The organism is Allopusillimonas soli, from assembly GCF_004153445.1.
GTDB classification, from domain to species: domain Bacteria; phylum Pseudomonadota; class Gammaproteobacteria; order Burkholderiales; family Burkholderiaceae_B; genus Allopusillimonas; species Allopusillimonas soli.
In genome coordinates this window covers 578,469-597,115 of record NZ_SDQC01000003.1, presented here as the reverse complement: position 1 = coordinate 597,115, position 18,647 = coordinate 578,469, and the positions used below count along the sequence as shown (strand labels likewise).

21 protein-coding genes are annotated in these 18,647 nt (G+C 61.7%); 17 read left to right on the top strand and 4 right to left on the bottom strand.

The window, feature by feature from the left end:
- The first annotated feature begins 92 nt into the window (after window positions 1-92).
- The 17 genes from rpsG to rpsQ all read left to right on the top strand — a co-directional run bounded on the left by rpsG (window position 93) and on the right by rpsQ (window position 14,378).
- Window positions 93-563 (top strand): 30S ribosomal protein S7, encoded by a 471-nt coding sequence (gene rpsG, locus ERD78_RS12705; RefSeq protein ID WP_129969647.1) that lies wholly within the window; start codon window positions 93-95, stop codon window positions 561-563.
- A gap of 16 nt (window positions 564-579) precedes the next feature.
- A complete protein-coding gene (gene fusA / locus ERD78_RS12700; RefSeq protein WP_129969646.1) occupies window positions 580-2,682 on the top strand; it encodes an elongation factor G in 2,103 nt (700 codons plus the stop codon).
- 73 nt (window positions 2,683-2,755) lie between these two features.
- Window positions 2,756-3,946, top strand: coding sequence for an elongation factor Tu (gene tuf, locus ERD78_RS12695; protein ID WP_129969645.1), 1,191 nt, complete (start codon window positions 2,756-2,758; stop codon window positions 3,944-3,946).
- Between the two features lie 66 nt (window positions 3,947-4,012).
- Window positions 4,013-4,324, top strand: a complete 312-nt coding sequence (rpsJ, locus tag ERD78_RS12690; RefSeq protein ID WP_013743964.1) for a 30S ribosomal protein S10 — start codon at window positions 4,013-4,015, stop codon at window positions 4,322-4,324.
- A 149-nt stretch (window positions 4,325-4,473) separates the two neighbouring features.
- Window positions 4,474-6,531 (top strand): glycine betaine ABC transporter substrate-binding protein, encoded by a 2,058-nt coding sequence (locus tag ERD78_RS20240; protein ID WP_129969644.1) that lies wholly within the window; start codon window positions 4,474-4,476, stop codon window positions 6,529-6,531.
- Window positions 6,528-7,403 (top strand): betaine/proline/choline family ABC transporter ATP-binding protein, encoded by an 876-nt coding sequence (locus ERD78_RS12680; RefSeq protein WP_245152456.1) that lies wholly within the window; start codon window positions 6,528-6,530, stop codon window positions 7,401-7,403. Before ERD78_RS20240 ends, ERD78_RS12680 begins: the two co-directional genes overlap by 4 nt.
- A gap of 80 nt (window positions 7,404-7,483) precedes the next feature.
- A complete protein-coding gene (locus tag ERD78_RS12675) occupies window positions 7,484-9,331 on the top strand; it encodes a methyl-accepting chemotaxis protein (protein ID WP_129969643.1) in 1,848 nt (615 codons plus the stop codon).
- A 281-nt stretch (window positions 9,332-9,612) separates the two neighbouring features.
- The gene (gene rplC, locus ERD78_RS12670) at window positions 9,613-10,302 is read left to right on the top strand and encodes a 50S ribosomal protein L3 (protein WP_167668924.1); all 690 of its coding nucleotides are present in this window, start codon (window positions 9,613-9,615) and stop codon (window positions 10,300-10,302) included.
- Between the two features lie 2 nt (window positions 10,303-10,304).
- Entirely contained in the window at window positions 10,305-10,925 is a 621-nt protein-coding gene (rplD, locus tag ERD78_RS12665; RefSeq protein WP_129969641.1) for a 50S ribosomal protein L4, read from the top strand.
- Window positions 10,922-11,218: a 50S ribosomal protein L23 gene (gene rplW, locus ERD78_RS12660; RefSeq protein ID WP_129969640.1), complete on the top strand. Its 297-nt coding sequence runs from the start codon at window positions 10,922-10,924 to the stop codon at window positions 11,216-11,218. The genes rplD and rplW overlap by 4 nt, the downstream gene beginning before the upstream one ends.
- The gene (gene rplB, locus ERD78_RS12655) at window positions 11,219-12,046 is read left to right on the top strand and encodes a 50S ribosomal protein L2 (protein ID WP_129969639.1); all 828 of its coding nucleotides are present in this window, start codon (window positions 11,219-11,221) and stop codon (window positions 12,044-12,046) included.
- Between the two features lie 11 nt (window positions 12,047-12,057).
- Window positions 12,058-12,333, top strand: coding sequence for a 30S ribosomal protein S19 (rpsS, locus tag ERD78_RS12650; RefSeq protein ID WP_088602178.1), 276 nt, complete (start codon window positions 12,058-12,060; stop codon window positions 12,331-12,333).
- Window positions 12,334-12,336: 3 nt separating this feature from the next.
- Window positions 12,337-12,666 (top strand): 50S ribosomal protein L22, encoded by a 330-nt coding sequence (gene rplV, locus ERD78_RS12645; protein ID WP_129969638.1) that lies wholly within the window; start codon window positions 12,337-12,339, stop codon window positions 12,664-12,666.
- Between the two features lie 9 nt (window positions 12,667-12,675).
- On the top strand, window positions 12,676-13,473 hold the full coding sequence (gene rpsC, locus ERD78_RS12640; RefSeq protein ID WP_129969637.1) for a 30S ribosomal protein S3: 798 nt from the start codon (window positions 12,676-12,678) through the stop codon (window positions 13,471-13,473).
- A 2-nt stretch (window positions 13,474-13,475) separates the two neighbouring features.
- Window positions 13,476-13,892: a 50S ribosomal protein L16 gene (rplP, locus tag ERD78_RS12635; RefSeq protein WP_129969636.1), complete on the top strand. Its 417-nt coding sequence runs from the start codon at window positions 13,476-13,478 to the stop codon at window positions 13,890-13,892.
- A gap of 11 nt (window positions 13,893-13,903) precedes the next feature.
- Window positions 13,904-14,095 carry a 50S ribosomal protein L29 gene (rpmC, locus tag ERD78_RS12630; protein ID WP_129969635.1) on the top strand — a complete coding sequence of 64 codons (192 nt, stop codon included), beginning with the start codon at window positions 13,904-13,906 and terminating at the stop codon, window positions 14,093-14,095.
- A 1-nt stretch (window position 14,096) separates the two neighbouring features.
- Entirely contained in the window at window positions 14,097-14,378 is a 282-nt protein-coding gene (rpsQ, locus tag ERD78_RS12625) for a 30S ribosomal protein S17 (RefSeq protein WP_129969634.1), read from the top strand.
- Window positions 14,379-14,462: 84 nt separating this feature from the next.
- Here the strand turns inward: rpsQ and ERD78_RS12620 are convergent, their stop codons facing one another.
- Genes ERD78_RS12620 through ERD78_RS12605 form a run of 4 tightly spaced genes read right to left on the bottom strand, consistent with a single transcriptional unit; the run spans window position 14,463 to window position 18,582 of the window.
- Entirely contained in the window at window positions 14,463-15,059 is a 597-nt protein-coding gene (locus ERD78_RS12620) for a chalcone isomerase family protein (protein ID WP_129969633.1), read from the bottom strand.
- Complete coding sequence (locus ERD78_RS12615) at window positions 15,056-16,789, bottom strand: AMP-binding protein (protein ID WP_129969632.1); 1,734 nt, start codon at window positions 16,787-16,789, stop codon at window positions 15,056-15,058. Before ERD78_RS12615 ends, ERD78_RS12620 begins: the two co-directional genes overlap by 4 nt.
- 5 nt (window positions 16,790-16,794) lie before the next feature.
- Window positions 16,795-17,295 carry a DUF4442 domain-containing protein gene (locus tag ERD78_RS12610; protein WP_129969631.1) on the bottom strand — a complete coding sequence of 167 codons (501 nt, stop codon included), beginning with the start codon at window positions 17,293-17,295 and terminating at the stop codon, window positions 16,795-16,797.
- Window positions 17,296-17,307: 12 nt separating this feature from the next.
- Window positions 17,308-18,582, bottom strand: a complete 1,275-nt coding sequence (locus ERD78_RS12605) for an OmpP1/FadL family transporter (RefSeq protein WP_129969630.1) — start codon at window positions 18,580-18,582, stop codon at window positions 17,308-17,310.
- Window positions 18,583-18,647: the final 65 nt, after the last annotated feature.

The following is an 18,647-nucleotide window of genomic DNA, read 5'->3' as shown; positions in this document are numbered from 1 at the left end:
GGTCCGGCCATGGCATGTAAGTGGCCATCCCCATGGGTGGTCGTGGCCGCCGGAACGGCGGTTCAACTGAACAGTCACAAGGAAGTCAAAAAATGCCTCGTCGTCGCGAAGTCCCCAAGCGTGAGATTCTCCCCGACCCCAAGTTTGGCAGCGTTGAGCTGGCCAAATTCATGAACGTTGTCATGCTGTCTGGCAAGAAAGCTGTCGCCGAACGTATTGTTTACGGCGCGTTTGACCAGATCCAGGCAAAAACCGGCAAGGAGCCGATCGAGGTGTTCAACACCGCGATCAACAACGTCAAGCCTATCGTCGAAGTGAAAAGCCGCCGCGTTGGTGGCGCGAACTATCAAGTGCCGGTCGAAGTGCGCCCTGTGCGCCGCCTGGCCCTCGCCATGCGCTGGGTGCGCGAAGCAGCCAAGAAGCGCGGCGAGAAATCGATGGATCTGCGCCTGGCCGGCGAGCTCATGGACGCTGCCGAAGGTCGTGGCGGCGCGATGAAGAAACGCGAAGACACGCACAAGATGGCAGAGGCCAACAAGGCTTTCAGCCATTTCCGTTGGTAAACTAAGGACATAGATCATGGCCCGCAAAACCCCAATCGAGCGCTACCGCAACATTGGTATTTCTGCGCATATCGATGCAGGGAAGACCACTACAACCGAACGTATCCTGTTCTACACGGGCGTCAATCACAAAATTGGCGAAACCCATGAGGGCTCTGCCACCATGGACTGGATGGAGCAGGAGCAAGAGCGCGGCATCACCATCACGTCGGCGGCAACCACGGCCTTCTGGCGTGGCATGGCGGGCGATCGCCCCGAGCATCGCATCAACATCATCGACACCCCGGGACACGTGGACTTCACCATCGAAGTCGAGCGTTCCATGCGCGTGCTGGACGGCGCCTGCATGGTGTATTGCGCCGTGGGTGGCGTGCAGCCCCAGTCTGAAACCGTTTGGCGCCAGGCCAACAAGTACGGGGTGCCCCGCCTTGCGTTCGTCAACAAGATGGACCGCACCGGCGCGAACTTCTTCAAGGTGTACGATCAGCTCAAGACGCGCTTGAAAGCCAACCCGGTGCCGATCGTCATTCCCATTGGCGCCGAAGACTCCTTCAAGGGTGTCGTCGATCTGGTCAAAATGAAAGGCATCATCTGGGACGAATCAACCCAGGGCACCAAGTTCGACTATGTCGACATTCCCGCCGAGCTGGCGGACGATGCCAACGAATGGCGCGAGAAGCTGGTCGAGTCGGCTGCCGAAGCCAACGAAAAGCTCATGGACAAATACCTGGAGTCCGGTGAGCTTACCGAAGCCGAGATCAACGAAGGCCTGCGCCTGCGCACCATTGCCGGTGAAATCCAGCCGATGATGTGTGGCACCGCCTTCAAGAACAAGGGCGTGCAACGCATGCTCGACGCGGTCATCGACTACCTGCCCTCTCCGGTGGATATCCCCCCGGTCCAGGGCGTGGACGACGACGGCAACGAAATCAGCCTGCCCGCTTCCGACGACGCCAAGTTCTCTGCGCTTGCATTCAAGCTCATGAGCGACCCCTTTGTGGGCCAGCTCACGTTCGTGCGCGTGTATTCGGGCGTGCTGCAGTCGGGTGAAACCGTCTACAACCCCATCAAGGGCAAGAAAGAGCGTATCGGCCGCATCCTGCAGATGCATGCGAACAACCGTGCCGAGATCAAGGAAGTGCTCGCTGGCGACATCGCCGCCGTCGTGGGCCTGAAAGACGTCACCACGGGCGAAACCCTGTGCGACGTCGGCCAGCACATCCTGCTTGAGCGCATGGAGTTCCCCGAGCCCGTCATTTCGCAGGCTGTCGAGCCCAAGACCAAGGCCGACCAAGAGAAAATGGGTGTTGCCCTCTCGCGTCTCGCACAGGAAGATCCTTCCTTCCGCGTGCGCAGCGACGAAGAGTCAGGCCAGACCATCATCTCCGGCATGGGCGAACTGCACCTCGAAGTGCTGGTGGACCGCATGCGCCGCGAGTTCGGCGTCGAAGCCAATGTGGGCAAGCCCCAGGTGGCCTACCGCGAAACCATACGCAAGACCTGCGACGAAATCGAAGGCAAGTTCGTCAAGCAGTCCGGTGGCCGCGGCCAGTACGGCCACGTGGTCCTCAAGCTCGAACCCCTGCCCCCCGGCGGCGGCTACGAATTCGTGGACGCCATCAAGGGCGGCGTGGTGCCGCGCGAGTATATTCCGGCTGTCGACAAGGGCATCCAGGAAACCCTGCCCGCGGGCGTGGTTGCCGGTTACCCGGTTGTGGATGTCAAGGTAACGCTGTTCTTTGGTTCCTACCACGATGTGGACTCCAACGAAAACGCGTTCCGCATGGCTGCCTCCATGGCCTTCAAGGACGGCATGCGCAAGGCCAGCCCTGTGCTGCTCGAACCCATGATGGCGGTGGAAGTCGAAACGCCGGAAGACTATGCCGGCACGGTCATGGGCGACCTGTCCTCGCGTCGCGGCATGGTTCAGGGTATGGACGACATTCCTGGCGGCGGCAAGATCATCAAGGCCGAGGTTCCCCTGGCCGAAATGTTTGGCTATTCGACCAACCTGCGCTCCCAGACGCAAGGCCGCGCAACGTACACCATGGAGTTCAAGCACTACGCCGAAGCTCCCAAGAACGTTGCCGACGAAGTCATCAGCGCTCGCAGCAAGTAATCAACCAGGCCTGCCCGTGATGGAACGGGCAGGCAATCTTTTTGTTTTCCAGGAAACATAAACGGGATAAATCATGGCAAAAGAGAAGTTTGAACGGACCAAACCTCACGTGAACGTTGGCACGATTGGTCACGTTGACCACGGCAAGACGACGCTGACGGCGGCGATCACGACGGTGCTGTCCAAGGAGTTTGGCGGAGCGGCCCGCGGTTACGACCAGATCGACAATGCGCCGGAGGAAAAGGCGCGCGGCATCACGATCAACACCTCGCACGTGGAGTACGAGACGACCTCGCGCCACTACGCGCACGTGGACTGCCCGGGTCACGCGGACTACGTGAAGAACATGATCACGGGCGCAGCGCAGATGGACGGGGCGATCCTGGTGGTGTCGGCCGCCGACGGCCCGATGCCTCAGACGCGCGAGCACATCCTGCTCTCGCGTCAGGTTGGCGTGCCTTACATCATTGTGTTCCTGAACAAGGCGGACATGGTGGACGATGAGGAGCTGCTCGAGCTGGTGGAGATGGAAGTGCGCGAGCTGCTCTCGAAGTACGACTTTCCTGGCGATGACACGCCGATCGTGAAGGGCTCGGCCAAGCTGGCGCTCGAGGGCGATGAGGGCCCGCTGGGCAAGCAGGCGATACTGCAGCTGGCCGAGGCGCTGGACACGTACATTCCGACGCCCGAGCGAGCGGTGGACGGCACGTTCCTGATGCCGGTCGAGGATGTGTTCTCGATATCTGGCCGTGGCACGGTGGTGACAGGGCGTATCGAGCGGGGCCTGATCAAGGTGGGCGAGGAAATCGAGATCGTGGGAATCCGCGAGACGGCCAAGACCACGTGCACGGGCGTGGAGATGTTCCGCAAGCTGCTCGATCAGGGCGAGGCGGGCGATAACGTTGGGATCTTGCTGCGCGGGACCAAGCGCGAGGAGGTCGAGCGCGGTCAGGTGTTGGCCAAGCCTGGCTCGATCAAGCCGCACACGGACTTTTCTGCCGAGGTGTACATTCTGTCCAAGGAAGAGGGGGGGCGTCACACGCCGTTCTTCCAGGGCTACCGTCCGCAGTTTTACTTCCGCACGACGGATGTGACGGGCACGATCGAGTTGCCCGCGGACAAGGAGATGGTGCTGCCGGGCGATAACGTGTCGATGAAGGTGAGCCTGATCGCGCCGATCGCGATGGAAGAGGGGCTGCGCTTTGCGATACGCGAGGGCGGTCGCACGGTCGGTGCCGGCGTCGTCGCCAGCATCAGCAAGTAAGGCACAGCCTCACACAGCGGGAGCAATCTTGCTCCCGCCCAATTCGTTCTTTAGTTAGGAATTCCGATGAAAAACCAGAAAATCCGCATCCGTCTGAAAGCTTTCGATTACAAGCTGATCGACCAGTCCGCGGCCGAGATCGTCGAGACGGCCAAACGCACGGGCGCGGTGGTGCGCGGTCCTGTTCCGCTCCCGACTCGCATCCGTCGTTATGACGTGCTGCGTTCGCCGCACGTCAACAAGACGTCGCGTGACCAGTTCGAAATGCGTACGCACCAGCGTCTGATGGATATCGTGGATCCCACCGACAAGACCGTTGATGCGCTCATGCGGCTGGACCTGCCCGCAGGTGTGGACGTGGAAATCGCGTTGCAGTAAGCTGTTAACGGAGCGCCCTGGGCGCAAGCTCGTAGAACGCCATGCTCATGCATGGCGTTTTGCTTTGCAGGGCTTGCATTTTGTTGCTTGCTGTTCCGAGGCGGGGCATCGGAAACATCAACCGTACCGGGGCCTGGAAGGGGAAAAGGATGACAAGCGTTCGAACGTGGCTGTGTGCCATGATCCTGCTGGTGGCGAGCACCGGAAGCCAGCTGGCGCATGCGGCCGACGCGCCTGCGTCCGGCGGCTGCAATCATGGCCAGGTGGTGAAGCTGGCGGACCAGACCTGGGAAAGCGCCACATTCACCACGCATGTTATCAGCGCGCTGTTGCGCGCCGCCTTCGAATGCAAAACCGAAATCGTGCCGGGCACGCCTGCCGCAACGGAGTCTGCCCTTGCGCAAGGGGATCTGGACATCATTGCCGAACAGTGGTCGGGCCGCTCCCCCATCATAGAAAAAGCGGTCAAGGCGGGCGATGTGCTGGTCGTGGGCGATACGCTGGCCGGTGGCGCGGAGCAAGGCTGGTATGTGCCCGACTACGTTGTTCATGGAGATAAGGCGCGCGGTATCGAGCCCATGGCGCCGGACCTGAACAGCTGGAAAGACCTGCCGCGCTACAAGCAGTTGTTTCGCGATCCGGAGGTGCCCGGCAAGGGACGCTTCCTGAACTGTCCCGCGGGATGGGTGTGTGAAAAAACCAATACGCGTCTTCTGAAGATCCATGAACTGGATAAGGATTACAACAATTTCCGTGCCGGTACGGGAGCCGCGCTGGATTCCGCCATCAGCTCGGCCTATGACCGAGGCAAGCCCATTCTGTTCTATTACTGGCAGCCTGCGGGCTTGATGGCCAAGTACAAGTTCCACAAAATCGAGCAGGACCCATTCAACCAGGCCTGCTGGGACACCATCGTCAGCGGGGAAGGCACGCTGTGTTCATCGGATTTTCTGGTTGCGCATTTATCCGTGGCCGTCTCCCGTGGCTTCGCGAGCGACAATCCGGACATCATCGCCTTTTTTCGCAAGCTGCAGTTCCAGCCGCCGCTGCTCAACAGCATGATTCTGGAAATGACGGAAGATCGCCGCAGCGGCGACGCCATGGCACGGCGATTCCTGCATGACCATCCCGAAGTCTGGCGCGCGTGGCTACCGGCGGAGGCGGTTGCGCGGGCAAATGCGGCCCTGGGCATGACGCCGGCCGCTGATGCCAGCCCTTCCGGCGAGGCGGCGACACAGCCAGAATCCACAAGCGTGCAGCCTGGCGCGGGACAGCCGCAAGACGATGGCGCAGCGGATTCCAGGCCCGCTTCCCAAGACGGTCCGGCCTGGTCGGGTATTTTCCCGAACTGGTCCGTGGCCGCTTTTATCAACGAACGCCTGGTGGCCATGGTGAAGCGCTATGGGGACCAGTTCCGCCGTGCCAGCGAGACCATACTTACCACCGTGCTGCTGCCTGTGGAGCAGGCGATGCAGGCAGTACCCCCCTGGCTCTTTCTCATCCTGGTGGCACTGCTGTCATGGCACGCCACGCGCAAACCGGTCACCACGATCGCCTATGTCGTGTGCCTGTATCTGATCGGCGCCGTCGGCCTTTGGGACAAGCTCATGCAGACGTTCGCGCTGGTATTGGTGTCGACCGTATTTTCCATCGTCATCGGCGTTCCGGTCGGCATAGCTGCCGCCGGCAGCCGCATCCTGCGCCGCATTCTCACACCCATCCTCGATGTCATGCAGACGCTGCCCAGTTTCGTGTACCTGATTCCCGTCCTGATGCTGTTCGGTCTTGGCAAAGTGCCGGCCCTGTTTGCCACCATCATCTATGCCGTGCCGCCACTCATCCGCCTGACGGTGCTGGGCCTGCGCCAGGTCGATCGCAATGTGATGGAGGCGGCCCAGTCCTTTGGCGTCACCCGATGGCAGATGCTTACCCGCGTCACGCTGCCGCTGGCCAGGCCCAGCATTATGGCCGGCATCAACCAGACCACCATGATGGCGCTGGCCATGGTCGTGGTGGCGTCCATGATCGGTGCGCGCGGCCTGGGTGAAGACGTGCTGGCCGGCATTCAGACGCTGGATGTGGGCCGCGGATTGCAGGCAGGGGTGGCCATCGTCATCCTGGCCATCGTCATAGACCGCATCACCCAGGCCTATGGGCGCCCGCGCCGGCGGCGTCAGGCCATGCTGCGACAGGAGGACGCCCGATGAGCGACACCATGGATACGGCGGCCCCGGATGCCGCCGAAACGGCCGTCGACGCCGTCAAGATACACATCCGCGATGTCTACAAGGTATTCGGACGGCGCGAGGCCGATGCCCTCGCCCTGCTGCGGCAAGGGGGGGACAAGGCGGCTGTGCAGGCGGAGACGGGCGCCAACGTGGGTCTTGCGGGCGTGAATGCGCAGATACCCACAGGGCGGATCACCTGCATCATGGGCCTGTCGGGCTCGGGAAAATCCACGCTGGTGCGCCACCTGAACCGGCTCATCGATCCATCGGCGGGCGAGATCATGGTGGATGGCGAGAATATTCTTGCCCTGAGCATGCCCCAGCTGCGTGAGCTGCGGCGTCACAAGATCAGCATGGTCTTTCAGAATTTCGGCCTGTTGCCGCACATCAATGTACTGGACAACGTGGCATTTGGCCTGAGCGTGCGCGGCGAGAACAGAGATCAGGCCAGGGACGGCGCGCGCCAGTGGCTCGAGCGCGTCGGGCTGGCCGAGTATGAGAAGAACTACCCTGATGAGCTGTCCGGGGGCATGAAGCAGCGTGTGGGCCTTGCCCGCGCGCTGGCCATCGACGCGCAGGTGCTGCTCATGGACGAGGCGTTCTCCGCGCTGGATCCGCTGATACGTTACGACATGCAGGATCAGCTGCTGGCGCTTCAGCAGCGGCTGAACAAGACCATCGTCTTCATCACGCACGACATCGACGAGGCGCTGCGCCTGGGCCAGCATGTCATCATTCTTCGCGATGGCAAGGTCGAGCAGGTTGGCACGCCGGCGCAGATACGCCGCAATCCCGTCAACGCCTACGTCGCACGCTTCGTGGAGCGGCGTGCCGCCGCGCCTGATCCATAAATTCATCCGCGATCCTGTCGTTAACGAAGCAGTTCCGGGAAATGCTTTGCCCGGCTATTGTTTCAAGCAGGATACGAGAGATGATGAAGTTTGGAAATTTGCGGATTGGACAGCGGCTGGCGCTGGGGTTTGGCATGCTGCTCGTACTGACGCTGCTCATTGCGGCGCTGGGCGTGGAACGCTTGCGATCGACGTCCCGGGACAACGAGGCGCTGCGCGAAGTGCCGCTGGCCAAGGAAAGGATGATCAGCGACTGGTATCGCAATCTCACCAACGGCATCAATCGCACAATGGCCGTGGCCAGAAGCACCGATCCGAGTCTAGGACCATTCTTTGCGCCGCAGACGAAGGCGGCCACGGAGGAATCGGCCGCCTTGCTCAAACGCATAGAGCCGCTGCTGGTGGCTGAAACCGAGAAACAGCTGTACGCCACGATTATGGAAAAGCGCAATGCCTATCTGCGCACGCGCGATGCAGTGACGCGCGCCAAGACGGAGGGCCGCATCCAGGAGGCACAGGACATCTTCCAGGCGCAGTTCGTGCCAGTAGCCGATCAGTATCGGGAGCATGTGCGCCAATTGGTCGTTATGCAGCGGCGCTACATGGACGAGCAATCCGAGGCGATGGCGCGGGCCAGCCTGCACAGCCAGCGCACGCTGGTTCTGCTCGCCGTGCTGGCGATCGCTTTCGGCATGTTGTTCGCCTGGCGGCTTACGCGCGGCATCACGCGCCCGTTGTCCTCGGCGCTGGCTGTGGCGCGCCGCATTGCCAAGGCCGACCTCACCTCCGACATCAAGGTCGCCACCCGCGACGAAACCGGTGACCTGCTGCGGGCGCTTCACGCCATGAATGAGACCTTGCGCAACATGGTGGCCAAGGTGCGCAGGGGCGCACACGATATTGCGGCCGCATCCAGCCAGATTGCCGCTGGCAACCGCGATCTTTCCTCGCGCACGGACGAGCAGGCAAGCTCCCTGACTGAGACTGCGTCGGCCATGGAAGAAATCACCAACACGGTGAAGCAGACCGCCGACAACGCAAAGCAGGCCAGCCAGCTGGCTGCGTCGACGTCCGAGGCGGCGCGCCGCGGCGGTCACGCAACGGCGCAGGTCATTGAAACTATGGCGTCCATCAACGCGTCGGCCGCGAAAATCGTAGACATTACCGGCGTCATCGACAGCATCGCCTTTCAGACCAATATTCTCGCCTTGAACGCTGCGGTCGAAGCCGCGCGCGCAGGGGAACAGGGCAAGGGCTTCGCGGTGGTTGCGAGTGAAGTGCGCTCCCTGGCGCAGCGCAGTGCGACGGCGGCGCGGGAGATCAAGGCGCTTATTGACGACGCGGTGGGCAAGATTGCGGCCGGCGGCAAGCTGGTCGACGACGCCGGCGTTACCATCGACGAGGTCGTCCAGAGTGTTACCCGCGTAACAGACATCGTCGGCGAGATCTCGGTCGCGAGCGAGGAACAGAGCGTGGGCATCGAGCAGATCAGTCGCGCCATTGTGCAAATGGACGATGCCACGCGCCAGAACGCCGCGCTGGTGGAGCAGGCTGCGGCAGCCACGGGCAGCCTGGAGCGCCAGGCGGGCGACCTGGCGCAGGCCGTCAGCGCATTCCAGGTCGGGACCGGCGATGCACCCCCGATGCCTCGCATCGCGCCCCCCAGCGAGCGGGCTGCCGCCCGGCCCGCGCTGCAGGCGCCCGCCGGGTGGCAACCCGCGCTGGCAGGCGCGGCGACACCCATCGCCGAAAAGAATGCCGCCGGCGCCGCCGAGGCCTGCCTGGACGGCGCGCCGGATGCAGGCGCTGCCCTGACGCCTGGCCATCTGGCTGACCGCGACGCCCCGGCTGCCCGGGCGGGCATGGGGCAGACGTCTCCGCTCGCCCGCAAGACGGCCCAGAGCAACGAGGAGTGGACGGAGTTCTAGCCCGCACCGGCATGCGGAACGCTTCTTCGTTCTGCGCCATGCGCCGGCCGGTGTGTTGCGCATGCGCCGCGCGTGCGTGTGCAACACACCGGCCATGTGCGGCGTCATTTGCAAAGGGCGGCCAAAGCATGTTAAAGTGCTACGCTTAACCAAAAAGTTTATTGGTTAATCAAAGATTCTTGCTTGCTTCAGATCCCGTGGGCGGATGCCTTCATGCGCGCACGGCCTGTTGTTTGCAATCAATTAGCCCCGACCAATCGCAGTCGGGAATGGAGAAAACGATGTCGAAACCGACACCTACGCCTGCCGCGTATCGGCTGGGCCTCGTAGGGCGCAAGGTTGGCATGACCCGCATTTTTACCGAGGAAGGTGAATCCATCCCGGTGACCGTGCTGGACGTGTCGAACAACCGCGTTACCCAGGTCAAGTCGCCTGAAGTCGATGGCTATGCAGCCATTCAGGTCGCCTACGGCACCCGTCGCGCCACCCGCGTGACCAAACCCCTGGCAGGGCACTATGCCAAAGCCGGCGCTGAAGCCGGCAGCATCCTGAAGGAATTCCGCCTCGATCCCACCAAGGCCGCCGAGTTTACGGCTGGTTCCGTCGTGGCCGTCGAAAGCGTGTTCGAAGCCGGCCAGAAGGTCGATGTCACCGGCACCACCATCGGTAAAGGCTTCGCCGGCACCATCAAGCGTCACCATTTCGGTTCCCAGCGCGCCAGCCACGGCAATTCGCGCTCGCACCGCGTGCCCGGCTCCATCGGCCAGGCCCAGGACCCGGGCCGGATCTTCCCCGGCAAGAAAATGTCGGGCCACCTGGGTGACGTCACCCGTACAGTGCAAAACCTCGACATCGTGCGTGTCGATGCCGAACGTGGCCTTTTGCTGGTCAGGGGCGCCGTCCCTGGCCACAAGAATGGCGACGTCGTCGTGCGTCCCGCCATCAAGATGTCGGCCAGGAAAGGAGCCTAATCATGGAACTCAAGCTCCTGAACGACCAAGGTCAGTCATCCGCCACCGTCGCCGCGCCCGACACCGTTTTCGGCCGCGACTTCAACGAAGCGCTGGTGCATCAAATTGTCGTTGCCTTCCAGGCCAACGCACGCAGCGGCAATCGTGCCCAAAAGGGCCGTGACACCGTCAAGCACAGCACCAAGAAGCCATGGCGCCAGAAGGGCACGGGCCGCGCCCGCGCCGGCATGACGTCCTCGCCCATCTGGCGTGGAGGCGGTCGCGCTTTCCCCAATTCGCCCGAAGAGAACTTCTCGCAGAAGGTCAACAAGAAAATGTATCGCGCCGGCATCCGTGCGATTCTTTCCCAGCTGGCCCGCGAAGACCGCATCGCCGTGGTCGACTCCTTCGCGCTCGACGCGCCCAAGACCAAGCTCGCTGCCAGCAAGCTCAAGGGCATGGGTCTTGAGTCGGTGCTCATCATCACCGACGTGCTCGACGAAAATGTTTATCTCGCCACCCGCAACCTGCCGCATGTTGCCGTGGTCGAACCGCGCTACGCCGATCCGCTTTCGCTGATCCACTATAAGAAAGTGCTGATCACCAAGCCGGCTATCGCTCAACTCGAGGAGATGTTGGGATGAACGCCGCACGTCTCATGAAAGTTATCCTGGCGCCGGTCGTGACTGAAAAAGCCACGTTCGTTGCCGAGAAAAACCAGCAAGTCGCTTTCCGCGTCATTCCCGACGCCACCAAGCAGGAAATCAAGGCCGCCGTCGAGCTCCTCTTCAAGGTCGAGGTCGAATCCGTCCAGGTCCTGAACACCAAGGGCAAGGAAAAGCGTTTTGGCCGTTTCATTGGCCGTCGCCGCAACGAGCGCAAGGCCTATGTCTCGCTGAAAGACGGACAGGAACTCGACTTTACGGAGGTGAACTAAATGGCTCTCGTTAAAGTCAAGCCAACGTCCGCCGGTCGCCGCGGCATGGTCAAGGTTGTGCACGCTGACCTGCACAAAGGCGCCCCCTATGCGGCCCTGCTCGAAAAGCAGGCCCGTGGCTCGGGTCGCAACAACAACGGCCACATCACGGTGCGCCATCGTGGAGGCGGTCACAAGCAGCACTACCGCGTCATCGATTTCCGCCGCAACAAAGACGGCATCCCGGCCAAGGTCGAGCGCCTCGAGTACGACCCCAACCGCACCGCGCATATCGCCCTGCTGTGCTATGCCGACGGCGAGCGTCGCTACATCATTGCACCGCGCGGCCTTCAGGTCGGCGCAACGCTGTTGTCCGGTCTGGAAGCACCCATCCGCGCGGGCAATACGCTGCCCATTCGCAACATCCCGGTCGGTGCAACCATACATTGCATCGAGATGATGCCTGGCAAGGGCGCGCAGATGGCCCGCTCGGCAGGCGCCTCCGCAGTCCTGCTGGCGCGCGAAGGCACGTACGCGCAGGTTCGCCTGCGTTCGGGCGAAGTCCGCCGCGTCCACATCGACTGCCGTGCAACCATCGGCGAAGTCGGCAACCAAGATCATAGCTTGCGTCAATATGGCAAGGCTGGCGCCATGCGCTGGCGTGGTATCCGCCCAACCGTTCGTGGTGTCGCCATGAACCCGGTGGATCACCCGCACGGTGGTGGTGAAGGCCGTACAGGCGAGGGCCGCGAGCCGGTGTCCCCATGGGGTACCCCGACCAAGGGCTATCGCACCCGTCGTAACAAACGCACAGACAATATGATTGTCTCGCGTCGCAAGCGCAAGTAAGGGGCGAACACATGTCACGTTCGATCAAGAAAGGCCCATTCGTCGATGCGCATCTGATCAAGAAGGTCGATGCGGCCGTCGAAGGCAAAGACAAAAAGCCGATCAAGACCTGGTCGCGCCGTTCCACCATCCTGCCCGAATTCATTGGGCTGACGATTGCTGTGCACAATGGCCGCCAGCATGTTCCCGTGTACATCAACGAGAACATGGTCGGTCACAAACTCGGCGAGTTCGCGCTGACCCGTACCTTCAAGGGTCATGCCGCGGACAAAAAGTCCAAGAGGTAAGTGATGGAAACTACAGCTATTATCCGTGGCGTCCATATTTCCGCCCAGAAAACGCGCCTTGTTGCGGATCTCATCCGTGGCAAGTCCGTTGCTCAGGCGCTGAATATCCTGACGTTCACGCCCAAGAAAGCCGCGGGCATCCTCAAGAAGGCGCTGGAGTCCGCCATCGCCAACGCCGAGCATAACGACGGCGCCGATATCGATGAGCTCAAGGTCACGACCATCTATGTGGACAAGGGGCAGTCGATGAAGCGTTTCTCCGCCCGTGCAAAGGGCCGCGGTAACCGTATCGAAAAGCAGACCTGCCACATCGTGGTCAAGGTCGGGGCTTAAGGAGTCACAATGGGACAGAAAATACACCCGATTGGGTTCCGCCTCGCCGTCAACCGTAACTGGAGCTCGCGTTGGTACGCCGACGACAAGCAGTTCGGCGGCATGCTGACTGAAGACATCCGTGTGCGCGAGTATCTCAAGAAGAAGCTCAAGAATGCATCCGTTGGCCGCGTCGTCATCGAACGTCCTGCCAAGAACGCCCGCATCACGATTTTCTCGGCCCGCCCTGGTGTCGTGATCGGCAAGCGCGGCGAAGACATCGAGAACCTCAAATCCGACCTGCAGCGCCTCATGGGCGTGCCTGTGCACGTCAACATCGAGGAAATCCGCAAGCCGGAAACCGATGCCCAGCTCATTGCAGATTCAATTGCCCAGCAGCTGGAAAAGCGCATCATGTTCCGTCGCGCCATGAAGCGCGCCATGCAGAACGCGATGCGTCTTGGTGCCCAAGGCATCAAGATCATGAGTTCCGGCCGTCTGAACGGCATCGAGATTGCCCGTACCGAATGGTATCGCGAAGGCCGTGTGCCTCTGCACACCCTGCGCGCCAACATCGACTACGGTACCTCTGAAGCCCAGACGACTTACGGCATCATTGGCATCAAGGTTTGGGTCTACAAGGGCGACATGCTGCCTAACGGCGAGTACCCTGCAGAAACCGCCGCGCCGCGCGAAGACGAGCGTCGCCAGCGTCGCCCCCGTGGCGATCGCCCTGAAGGCCGTCGTCCGGGCGGACGTGGCCGCGGCCCGCGCAAAGACGCAGGTGCGCCGGCTGCTGCCGCGCCTGCCGCGTCCGAAGGAGAATAAACATGCTGCAACCTTCCCGCAGGAAATACCGCAAGGAGCAAAAAGGCCGTAATACAGGCCTGGCGACGCGCGGCGCACAAGTATCGTTCGGGGAATTCGGTCTCAAGGCCACTGGCCGCGGCCGCCTTACGGCTCGCCAGATCGAATCCGCCCGTCGAGCAATCAACCGTCACATCAAGCGTGGCGGCCGTATCTGGATCCGCATCTTTCCGGACAAACCCATTTCGCAGAAACCTGCCGAAGTTCGTATGGGTAACGGAAAGGGCAATCCCGAATACTGGGTCGCCGAAATCCAACCCGGCAAGGTGTTGTACGAAATGGAAGGTGTAAGCGAAGAGCTTGCACGTGAAGCTTTCCGCCTGGCCGCCGCCAAGCTGCCCATTTCCACGACCTTCGTGTCGCGGCGTGTCGGCGCTTAAGGAGACCAGACATGAAAGCCAGCGAACTCCGTTCCAAATCTGCCGCCGAGCTCAACACGGAGCTCGAAAGCCTGCTAAAGGCACACTTCAATCTGCGCATGCAGCGTGCCACCCAGCAGCTTTCCAACACCAGCCAGCTTGGTAAGGTGCGTCGCGACATCGCGCGTGTCCGTACCATCATGACTGAGAACGCAGGAAAGTAACATGAGCGAAACCCAAACCACCCAACCGGCAAAGCGCCAGCGTACGCTGATTGGCCGCGTTGTCAGCAACAAGATGGACAAGACAGTGGTCGTGCGCGTTGAGCGCCGCGTCAAGCATCCCATCTTTGGCAAAATCATTGTGCGTTCCAATCGCTACAAGGCGCATGATGAAAACAACCAGTACAACGAAGGCGATACAGTGGAAATCGCGGAAGGCCGTCCGATCTCCCGCGACAAGTCCTGGACCGTCGTGCGCCTGCTCGAAGCGGCTCGCGTCATCTAAGACGGCACGCCTGTAAAAAAGCCCGGAAAGCGCAAGCTTCCGGGCTTTTTTACGTGGCTACCGCCCCGGAACTGGCGGGACGCCTCAGTTGGGCTGCAGCTTGCCCAGAAGCGCATCTTTCAGGTCAGCCTGTGCGGGCTTTTCCCCTAGCCATACCCGCAGCAGGGCCGGGCCCAAGGCTGGGTCTTGCACAGTGCCCAGCGGCTGGCCGCGTACCCAGACGGCGACGCCACCGGGTACGATGTCCAGCATGATCGTGTCGCCCTCTGCGCCGTCGCCCGCCTTGTCCATGACGGCGGAAAAGCGAGCCAGCGCCGGCTGCAACGCGTTGAGTTCCTCCAGCGTGCAGTTCTCGCCCAGGCCTTCGTTTAGGGCATCCAGGAGCGTACTCCCGTCTATGTCGCGCAGCAGCGTCAGCGCAATGCGGCGCGGGCCCGTGCCGCGTATGATGTCGTTGGCATTGTGGCTGGGCGCAGGCACGTAAAGGGCAGCCACATAGACATCGAACACGAAGCGCTGGCGCAGGCCTGCGCCGTTCAGCACGAGTGCCTGGTCGGCAACCTCTGCCTTCTCGGGCACATCCACGCCCGCAATCGTGACTGCCCGAGCGGGCGATACTACGACCAGACACGAAAGAAAAGCCAGCGCGGCAGCGGCATGAAGCGCCCGCGGTACCTTCATGACGATGCTCCTTCCTCAGATGCCGGCCCGGCCTCGGCCGGCGTGCCGCCTTGTTCCTGCTTTGCTTCATCCTTGAGTTCGCGCCGCAGCACCTTGCCGACATTGCTGCGCGGCAAATCGTCGCGAAACTCGACATACTTGGGTACCTTGTAGCCGGTAAGCTCGCTGCGGCAGTGGGCAATCAGTTCTTCGGCTGTTACGCGATCGTTCTTGCGTATCACGAACAGTTTCACGACCTCGCCGGAGTGGGTGTCCGGTACGCCAATGGCTGCCACCTCCTTGACATCCGGATGTTCCATGGCGACGGCCTCGACTTCGTTCGGATAGACATTGAACCCCGATACCAGAATCATGTCCTTCTTGCGGTCATGAATGAAAATATAGCCCTGCTCGTCCATATAGCCGATGTCGCCAGTGTGCAGGAAACCGTCATCGTCTATGGTCTTGTGGGTTTCCTCGGGCCGGTTCCAGTAGCCTGGCGTCACCTGTGGTCCCTTGACGCAGATCTCGCCGCTTTCTCCGCGCGCGACGTCCTTGCCGTCGTTGTCGCGGAACGCGATATCGGTGGACGGCACCGGAAGCCCTATGGATCCGGTGAAGGTCTCTTTGTCGAGCGGGTTGATGGTGACGGCTGGAGAGGTCTCAGTCAGGCCATAGGCCTGGGCCAGCGGCTTTCCGGTGGCGGCCAGCCAACGGTCGGCAATGACTTTCTGCACAGCCATGCCTCCGCCCAGGGTCAACTTGAGCGAGGAAAAGTCCAGCCGCGCAAAATCGGGATGATTCAGGAAGGCATTGAAGAGCGTGTTGACGCCTGTGATCGCCGTAAAGCGATGCTGGCTCATGGTCTTGATAACCGACTTGATATCCCGCGGGTTCAGGATGAGCACGTTGGTGGCGCCCAGCACGATGAAGACCAGGCAGTTGGCCGTGAGTGCGAAGATATGATAGAGCGGCAGGGCCGTGATGATGCACTCGGTATCGGCCGTGAGGTAGGGCTTCACCCAGGCATGGGCCTGGCAGACATTGGACACCATATTGCCGTGGGTCAGCATGCACCCCTTGGCGACGCCTGTGGTGCCGCCCGTGTACTGGAGAAATGCCAGGTCGCCGTGGTTGAGCACGGGGCGTTCATAGCGCTTGTCTTCAGCCTGGCGCATGACATCCCGAAAGCGTAATGTGCCGGGAAGCGAATAGTGCGGCACGGCCTTCTTCACGTGGCGCGCCACCAGATTTGCCAGCATGCCCTTGACCGGGCCCAGCATGTCGCCCAGCGCGGTAACCACGATGGTATCCAGTGTCTTGATATTGGGCAGCGCCTGCTGCAAAGTGTGCGCGAAGTTCTCCGCGACGATGATGCAGCGCGCACCCGAATCGTTCATCTGGTGCTCAAGCTCCGCGGGTGTGTACAGTGGGTTGGTGTTGACCGCCACCGCGCCGGCGCGCAGGATGCCGAACAGGCATACGGGATATTGAAGCAGATTGGGCATCATCAGCGCGACCCTATCGCCCTTGCCTATGCCGCGGGACTGAAGCCAGGCTGCGAAACGCATCGATTGCGCGTCCAGTTCAGCGTAGCTAAGGGTGGCGCCCATGCTGTGATAGGCGGTCTTGGCGCCAAAGGCCGTGCAGCTTTGTTCCAGCACCGACACCAGGGACTCATAGCGCGCGGCTTCGTCGGCGATGTCCGCCGGGACACCTGGCGGATAGTGCTCAAGCCATATGCGTTCCATTGTTTCTATCCCCTTTTGAGCTTGTAGTACGACTTATCGGCGATATATACCATGCGCTCGACCACAGTGTACACAGTGCCCGCACGATCCTTCAGTTCCACCAGAAACTTGCGTGATGTTTCATGGTCACGGTCAAGTTCGGCGCAGATGTCATGCAGCGTTTCGTCGCTGATATGGAAGTCCGCGTAGAGCGTACGATAGGCGGGGCGGCGGTAGCGGATGGCGGCCGCCTTGTCCCAGATAATGACGTCGCGATGCATGCGAGCCAACAGCAGGGCGACATGCGGCCCATCGGTGACGGCAAACAGCGCACCGCCGTACAGTGATCCGACAAAGTTACGCGTGCGCCGCGCGAGCCGCAACCGCACGCGCAGGTGGCATAGGTCGCGTGAAACGTGAACGACCCGGCCTCCGGTGGAACGGAAGGCCGGGTTCATATTGAAGCCCAGGCGCATGGCCCGGGCGCGCCAGCGCACCGGAATTCGCCTGAGCGTGGACAGCTTCATGGCTTCGGCGCTTCAGAACCGGTACGAAACCTGCACGCCGACGATGTTGGCATTGGAGCTGTAGTCGCCGCGCACTGTACCCTTGCTTGGACCCGCATTGTTATTGATGTCCGTGTCCTTCACAAACAGATGGGCGTAGCCGACATCGATGGAGGCCCGCTCACTGAAGTTGTAGCGCGCGCCCACCGACACCCAGTAGCGGTCGTTGTCCGGCAGGGACGTGGGGCGATGCTCGGCATCTCGCACAGGTGACTGATCCCACGCAATGCCGCCGCGCAACGTCCATTTTTCGCTGGCGCGATAGTTGGCGCCGAGGGCTATGCGCCAGGTATCGCGGAACTTGAGGTCCAGGCTATCATCGGGCACAGGCCCGCTGTTGTAGATGTCGAGCGATTCGATTTTGCTCCAGCCTGTCCATGAGACATCGGCCAGCAGTTGCCAGCGGTCGTTCAGGTTATGGGTGAAACTGAGCGTGGCGGTGTCGGGCAGTTTTACCGATGTTTCCGCGTCGGCCCGCATGAGTACGCCCACCGGCCCGGGCCCGTAGACCTTGGTGTCGCCGTCTACATCCATCTTCACGGCGGACCGGTACGACAGCCCGATCCGGGTGTCCGGTGTGATGTCATACAACATACCCACGTTCCAGCCCCAGCCATCCCCGTTCATCTTGACGCCCGCGCGGCCTTCGGGTCCCATGGGCCCGAGCATGGCCGCGCGCCGATAGTCGGCATCCAGGTGCATCCAGTTCAAACCCGCACCTATCGATAGCCGGTCAGACACGCGGTAGGCGACGGAGGGGTTGATGTTGATGCTTTCAATGCTGAACTTCGTCGAGTGAAACCGGCCAATCCAGTCATCGTCGTACTCGGTCATTAGGCCGAAAGGCGCGCCAATGCCCAATCCGACCGCCCAGTCGGGGTTGATGCGCCAAGAGCCGTACAGATTGGGTACCAGGCCCCATGACCCGGCATCGCCGCCCGTGTTGGTGCCCACCGGCCAGAGGCCGCCAGGTCCCGTGCTGCCGTCATTGCCGAACTTGAATGACGGGCGGATGGCATTGACGCCGCCAGACACGTTAATGCCGTCGAGCTTGATCATGCCGGCGGGGTTGTAGAAAATGGTACTGGCATCCTGGGCGATGGCGGCCGAACCGGCATAGGCGTTGCCCAGCCCGCTGGCGCTTTGCTCCAGCAGTTGGAAACCCGCCGCGTGGGCTCCCCCCGCGGCCCCCATGCTCAAGATGATCGCCGGAACGATGCCTAGGGAACGTACTGGTGCTGCTTTCATGCTTATCTCCTGTTGTTTGCTGCAGAGGTTGCCGCCCTCTCTGGAGCGGTTGCGCGGGATCCGGT

Bases quoted from the DNA above. Each gene is read 5' to 3' on its own strand.
- rplP (WP_129969636.1), top strand. From the start codon at position 13,476: ATGCTGCAACCTTCCCGCAGGAAATACCGCAAGGAGCAAAAAGGCCGT.
- rpsS (WP_088602178.1), top strand. From the start codon at position 12,058: ATGTCACGTTCGATCAAGAAAGGCCCATTCGTCGATGCGCATCTGATC.
- ERD78_RS12615 (WP_129969632.1), bottom strand. From the start codon at position 16,789: ATGGAACGCATATGGCTTGAGCACTATCCGCCAGGTGTCCCGGCGGAC.
- rplV (WP_129969638.1), top strand. From the start codon at position 12,337: ATGGAAACTACAGCTATTATCCGTGGCGTCCATATTTCCGCCCAGAAA.
- rpmC (WP_129969635.1), top strand. From the start codon at position 13,904: ATGAAAGCCAGCGAACTCCGTTCCAAATCTGCCGCCGAGCTCAACACG.
- rplB (WP_129969639.1), top strand. From the start codon at position 11,219: ATGGCTCTCGTTAAAGTCAAGCCAACGTCCGCCGGTCGCCGCGGCATG.
- ERD78_RS12605 (WP_129969630.1), bottom strand. From the start codon at position 18,582: ATGAAAGCAGCACCAGTACGTTCCCTAGGCATCGTTCCGGCGATCATC.
- rpsC (WP_129969637.1), top strand. From the start codon at position 12,676: ATGGGACAGAAAATACACCCGATTGGGTTCCGCCTCGCCGTCAACCGT.
- rplD (WP_129969641.1), top strand. From the start codon at position 10,305: ATGGAACTCAAGCTCCTGAACGACCAAGGTCAGTCATCCGCCACCGTC.
- rplW (WP_129969640.1), top strand. From the start codon at position 10,922: ATGAACGCCGCACGTCTCATGAAAGTTATCCTGGCGCCGGTCGTGACT.
- rpsG (WP_129969647.1), top strand. From the start codon at position 93: ATGCCTCGTCGTCGCGAAGTCCCCAAGCGTGAGATTCTCCCCGACCCC.
- rplC (WP_167668924.1), top strand. From the start codon at position 9,613: ATGTCGAAACCGACACCTACGCCTGCCGCGTATCGGCTGGGCCTCGTA.
- ERD78_RS12675 (WP_129969643.1), top strand. From the start codon at position 7,484: ATGATGAAGTTTGGAAATTTGCGGATTGGACAGCGGCTGGCGCTGGGG.
- rpsQ (WP_129969634.1), top strand. From the start codon at position 14,097: ATGAGCGAAACCCAAACCACCCAACCGGCAAAGCGCCAGCGTACGCTG.
- fusA (WP_129969646.1), top strand. From the start codon at position 580: ATGGCCCGCAAAACCCCAATCGAGCGCTACCGCAACATTGGTATTTCT.
- ERD78_RS20240 (WP_129969644.1), top strand. From the start codon at position 4,474: ATGACAAGCGTTCGAACGTGGCTGTGTGCCATGATCCTGCTGGTGGCG.
- ERD78_RS12680 (WP_245152456.1), top strand. From the start codon at position 6,528: ATGAGCGACACCATGGATACGGCGGCCCCGGATGCCGCCGAAACGGCC.
- ERD78_RS12620 (WP_129969633.1), bottom strand. From the start codon at position 15,059: ATGAAGGTACCGCGGGCGCTTCATGCCGCTGCCGCGCTGGCTTTTCTT.
- rpsJ (WP_013743964.1), top strand. From the start codon at position 4,013: ATGAAAAACCAGAAAATCCGCATCCGTCTGAAAGCTTTCGATTACAAG.
- tuf (WP_129969645.1), top strand. From the start codon at position 2,756: ATGGCAAAAGAGAAGTTTGAACGGACCAAACCTCACGTGAACGTTGGC.
- ERD78_RS12610 (WP_129969631.1), bottom strand. From the start codon at position 17,295: ATGAAGCTGTCCACGCTCAGGCGAATTCCGGTGCGCTGGCGCGCCCGG.